The organism is Pseudomonas sp. K5002, assembly GCF_013386655.1.
Lineage (GTDB): Bacteria > Pseudomonadota > Gammaproteobacteria > Pseudomonadales > Pseudomonadaceae > Aquipseudomonas.
Map to the genome: position 1 here is coordinate 1 of NZ_JACARK010000962.1, position 4,454 is coordinate 4,454.

Here is a 4,454-nt window from a genome sequence, read left to right on the forward strand (position 1 = left end):
TTACCGGCCTGTCACGCTTCAGCGAGTTGCGCGCGGCCTACGGTGAATTGCAGGGCCCTGACTTTCACTGGCGCGGCGAGCTGCTGGCCCTGGGCATCGGCAACGGGCGCCAGGCCGGTGGTGGCCACGTGCTGTGCCCCGGCGCCCTGGCCGATGATGGTTTGTTGGATATCAGCATCTTGCCGGCGCCGCAGGAAGTGGTCGGCACCCTGCGCAACCTGATGACGGACGGCTGGGGCCTGGACAATATGTTTGTGCGGGCGCGCTTGCCGTGGGTCGAAATCAAGGTCGCCGAAGGGCTGGCGATCAACCTCGACGGCGAACCACTCCAGGGTGACGACTTGCACTTCTCGGCCTTGCCCCAGGCACTGCGGGTGCATCTGCCGGAGGACTCACCGTTGCTGACTAATCGTCAAGGCTGATGATCTGTTCGCGCACTGCGAACAGCACCAGGCCCGCCACGTCGAAAATCTGCAGGCGCTTCATGATCTGCGAGCGGTGGGCTTCCACGGTCTTGATGCTCAGACCCAGGCCATTGGCGATTTCACGGGTGGACTTGCCGCGCACGATCAAGCGCAGGATTTCCAACTGGCGTGCCGTCAGGTTGTGGCTGTGGGGCGGCGGGTTGACCTGGGCCTGATTGCGGATCAGCGCCTGGTTGATCACCGTATGGGCGATTGCCGGGCTGAGGTAGCGTTCGTTGTTGCGCAACGCCAGCAGCGCGTGCTCCAGCTCATTGGCCGTGGTGTCCTTGAGCAGGTAGCCATGGGCGCCGGACTCCAGCGCGCACATGATCAGCTCCGGGTCGGTGTGCATCGACAGGATCAGCACCTTGCTCTTCGGGTAGGCGCGCTTGAGGTCTTTCAATGCATCGAGCCCGCCGGTGTGCTTCATCGACAGGTCAAGCAGCACGATGTCGGGTTGCAGCGCGTCAAACCGCTCCAGCAACTGCGCGCCGTCGCTCGCTTCACCGATCACCGCGTAGCCGGGAATATCCATGACCAGCGCACGCACGCCGGCCCTGATCAGGGAGTGGTCATCCACCAGGAGTAAGTTGCACGTCACTCTAGAACCTTATGGGGGTTGGCCCGTTCGAGGGCGCGGGGCGCCCAGGGGAAAAGCGCTTCGATCCTCGTCCCGGAGCCTGGCTGGCTATTGACCGACAATGTGCCTCCCAGTTGATCAATCCGCTCGGACATCCCGGCCATGCCCCGCTGGCCTTCCTGGGCGGGGTTGATGGCGGGCGAAAAGCCCTGGCCGTCATCGCTGATAAACAGTGACAGGCCTTCGGGCAGGCGTTGCAGGCGTACCAGCAGGTTACGTGCCTGGGCATGGCGCAGCATGTTGGTGACGGCTTCCTGGGTAATGCGAAAGGCGGCAACAGCCATCTCTTCCGGGATGCCGGTCAGCCGTTGATGGCATTCCAGGCTCCAGCTTACCCGGGTGTTTTCCAGGGTCTTGAGCAGATGCGCCCGCAGGCTCGCCTCAAGGCCCAGGCTCGCCAGTTGCCGGGGGTTGAGGATGGCCGACACGTCCTGCACCTTGGCCAGGGTTTCGTTGAGGGTGTTGCACAGCACCGCACAGTGGCCCTGCAGGTTTTCCGGAAGACGGCGCTTGAGCCATTCACTTTGCAGCTTGGCGGCGGTCAACAGTTGGCCGATATCGTCGTGCAGTTCGCGGCTGAGGCGATGACGTTCGTTTTCCTGGACCTGCAACAGGCGGTCGGCCAACTCCTGGGGCTGGAACTTGATGGACTTGCGTGAGCGCCACTGTTGCAAGCCCACCACCAGCAGGGTGGCCAGGTTCACTGACAACAGCGCCAGGGGAAGATCGGCCGAGTGTGCATAAGCCCCAAGGCTGAGCAGGCACGCGCACAGGCATAGCGCGAGGGTTATCCAGCGTGCATTGCTTCGGGACACGGACCTTGCGATGAGTGACTTCAGGCTGGCGTACATAGGAGGCGCATTTCACGTTTATATGCATCATGAAGTTGAGTCACTTCGAGCGGGGCATGGTACCACCACTATTACCGTTGGTCGCCTGGCGCCGAGCGGGATGAGGCGTATTAATCACGGCAGCGTCCCGGAAGGTAGTCCCGGAGTTCAACGAGTGGGGAAGTTGTATCATTGAAGTTGTTTTGTATCAGTATTGTCGTTAGTGGCTTATTGATATTTTTCTGCTAACGACGTCGTGATGCATAAATAGTTGTGGTGTCGTTTTTAGATAATCAGGCAATTGAATGCGACATTTTTGTCGCTTAAATGCGAAGAAGCCTCAAATAGCGTAAGGCCTGTGTTGTTGCTTATAGCCGAAATCGCTTTGGGGGATGTGTTGGACAACGGTGGCGATCAACACGGTTTGTTCCGTTTCATCCAGGCCGAGCTTGCCGGTTTTTGTGTCGATCAACTCCAGTTGCCAGGCCAGCAGGGTGAGGCAGTTGTGCAGTGCATCAAGTGCTTCGTCATGCAGTTGCAGGGGGCTGGCGGCGTTGCTGATCAGGTACTGGATATGCCGTGAGAACTCGCTGATCGCCCTCAGGGCCAGGGCTTCGGATTTTTCCGCGAGCTTGATCAGGTTGGTTTTCATGCAGTCGATCGCGTCACTGTCGTTGCGGATCAAATGCAGGTGGCTCAAGCATTCTTCAGACTTGGCCAGCAACATTTCCGCTTCGAGGAGGAACTCGGGAAGTGCAAGTTGCCACTCTTTGCCGTCGTTCATCACACAAGTCTCCAGAACATACGATCGGATGATGAGATGTTGCACCGGTTGAATGGCGTAAAACTACCGCTGAAATATGACGAATATCTGTAGGCCCGTTCCGACTTTTCAGTAGGAAATTTATTTGAATGACGACCGTCGTGCGAGTACCCCACAATTTCCAGGGGCATTCGCACAACTTCTTTGGGTGCCAGTACATAAGCCACTGGATGATCCGTTGGCCGTGGGCTTGCGATAGCAAACAAAAGCCTGACTCCATTCATGCAATGAGAATGGCGTCACATTAATGGCTATTAGATATCGCGAATATCAGGTTGGTCCTGATTGTGGATAGGGGAATCCCTTACATAGCGGAACCTCGCGCAGACTTTGCGGTCACGCGGCGGTGGTGATGAGCCTTGCGTTGAAGCGGGTTCAGTAAAGCATGATGTCAGTGTGACATCAATGGATTTGCATGGCATTTTAGTGGGGGGTCAAGGTCCGGCGTTTGCCGCCGATAACCTGCTTCAGTGACCAGCACTATCCATCCGCTAAACCCCAGGAGTCTTTAATGGCCGGCATTCTCGACACGGTAGATCAACGCACACAATTGGTGGGTGAGAATCGCCTGGAGATCCTCATGTTTCGCCTGGCCGGGCGGCAGCTGTTCGCGATCAACGTGTTCAAGGTGCAGGAAGTGCTGCAACTGCCCAAGTTGACCCTGATGCCCCAGCGCCACCCATTTGTCTGCGGCGTGGTCAACCTGCGTGGGCAGACGTTGCCGGTGATCGACCTGTCCCAGGCGATTGGCATGCGTCCGCTGATTCCGGGCCCCAACAGCACCATTATCGTCACCGAGTACAACCGCTCGGTGCAGGCGTTCCTGGTGGGCGGCGTCGACCGCATCGTCAACATGAACTGGGAGGCGATCCTGCCGCCGCCGGCAAGTGCCGGGCGCCAGCATTACCTGACGGCCATCAGCAAGGTCGATGACCAGTTGGTGGAAATCATCGACGTGGAAAAAGTCCTCGCCGAAATCGTGCCCTACAACGCCAAGGTTTCTCGCGAGAAACTTGAAGACCCGGTGCTGGAACGCGCCCGCGGCCGCGAAGTGCTGCTGGTGGATGACTCCAACGTCGCCCTCTCGCAACTGCGTGACACCCTCGGACAGTTGGGGGTGAAGATGCACATTGCCAGCGACGGCCTCAAGGCACTGAACATGCTCAAGGCCTGGGCCGACAGTGGCCAGGTGATGACCGACAAGCTGTTGATGATCTTCACCGACGCTGAAATGCCCGAGATGGACGGCTACCGCCTGACCACCGAGATTCGCAACGACCCGCGCCTGCGCAGCCTGTACGTGGTGCTGCATACGTCGTTGTCCGGCAGCTTCAACGACTCGATGGTGAAGAAGGTCGGTTGCGACAACTTCCTCTCCAAGTTCCAGCCCGACAAGTTGGTGGACGTGGTACGTCAGCGCCTGATGCTGGACGAAGTCCCGGCTTGAGCTTAGGGTGACGGCTTTGTCCCTCAGGAATGCAGGCCCATGCTTCGTCTCAGCGCGTTGTACCGATACCCCTTGAAGTCCGGCAAGGGTGAATCCTTGCAGCAGATCGGCCTGGACACACTCGGGCTCGACGGGGATCGACGCTGGATGTTGGTGGACGAGGCCAGCGGGCGTTTCCTGACCCAGCGCGCCGTGGCCAGGATGAGCCAGCTCTCGGCGCTGTGGAACAGCGCCGGTGGCCTGACCTTGA

Annotated in this window: 5 protein-coding genes and 1 pseudogene; 3 read left to right on the plus strand and 3 right to left on the minus strand. The window is 58.9% G+C overall.

Features of this window, described 5'->3' with window-relative positions; translation table 11 throughout:
* Positions 1–422, plus strand: a pseudogene (locus HX846_RS31750) (lipid kinase YegS); the annotation flags it as partial.
* On the opposite strand, the gene HX846_RS31755 reads toward HX846_RS31750, so the two are convergent.
* The 3 genes from HX846_RS31755 to HX846_RS31765 all read right to left on the minus strand — a co-directional run bounded on the left by HX846_RS31755 (position 406) and on the right by HX846_RS31765 (position 2,718).
* On the minus strand, positions 406–1,065 hold the full coding sequence (locus HX846_RS31755; protein WP_003219763.1) for a response regulator transcription factor: 660 nt from the start codon (positions 1,063–1,065) through the stop codon (positions 406–408). The pseudogene HX846_RS31750 and the gene HX846_RS31755 overlap by 17 nt on opposite strands.
* The gene (locus HX846_RS31760; RefSeq protein ID WP_178966919.1) at positions 1,062–1,955 is read right to left on the minus strand and encodes a sensor histidine kinase; all 894 of its coding nucleotides are present in this window, start codon (positions 1,953–1,955) and stop codon (positions 1,062–1,064) included. Before HX846_RS31760 ends, HX846_RS31755 begins: the two co-directional genes overlap by 4 nt.
* 319 nt (positions 1,956–2,274) lie before the next feature.
* Positions 2,275–2,718 carry a hypothetical protein gene (locus tag HX846_RS31765; protein WP_003219767.1) on the minus strand — a complete coding sequence of 148 codons (444 nt, stop codon included), beginning with the start codon at positions 2,716–2,718 and terminating at the stop codon, positions 2,275–2,277.
* A 550-nt stretch (positions 2,719–3,268) separates the two neighbouring features.
* Here HX846_RS31765 and HX846_RS31770 point away from each other — a divergent pair.
* Both HX846_RS31770 and HX846_RS31775 read left to right on the plus strand, forming a co-directional pair.
* Positions 3,269–4,204, plus strand: a complete 936-nt coding sequence (locus HX846_RS31770) for a chemotaxis protein CheV (protein ID WP_008430676.1) — start codon at positions 3,269–3,271, stop codon at positions 4,202–4,204.
* Between the two features lie 39 nt (positions 4,205–4,243).
* The coding region (locus HX846_RS31775) for an MOSC N-terminal beta barrel domain-containing protein (protein ID WP_178966920.1) at positions 4,244–4,454 on the plus strand (211 nt) is incomplete at its 3' end.

Coding starts and splice junctions, on each gene's coding strand:
- HX846_RS31765 (WP_003219767.1), bottom strand. CDS start 2,718: ATGAACGACGGCAAAGAGTGGCAACTTGCACTTCCCGAGTTCCTCCTC.
- HX846_RS31770 (WP_008430676.1), top strand. CDS start 3,269: ATGGCCGGCATTCTCGACACGGTAGATCAACGCACACAATTGGTGGGT.
- HX846_RS31760 (WP_178966919.1), bottom strand. CDS start 1,955: ATGTACGCCAGCCTGAAGTCACTCATCGCAAGGTCCGTGTCCCGAAGC.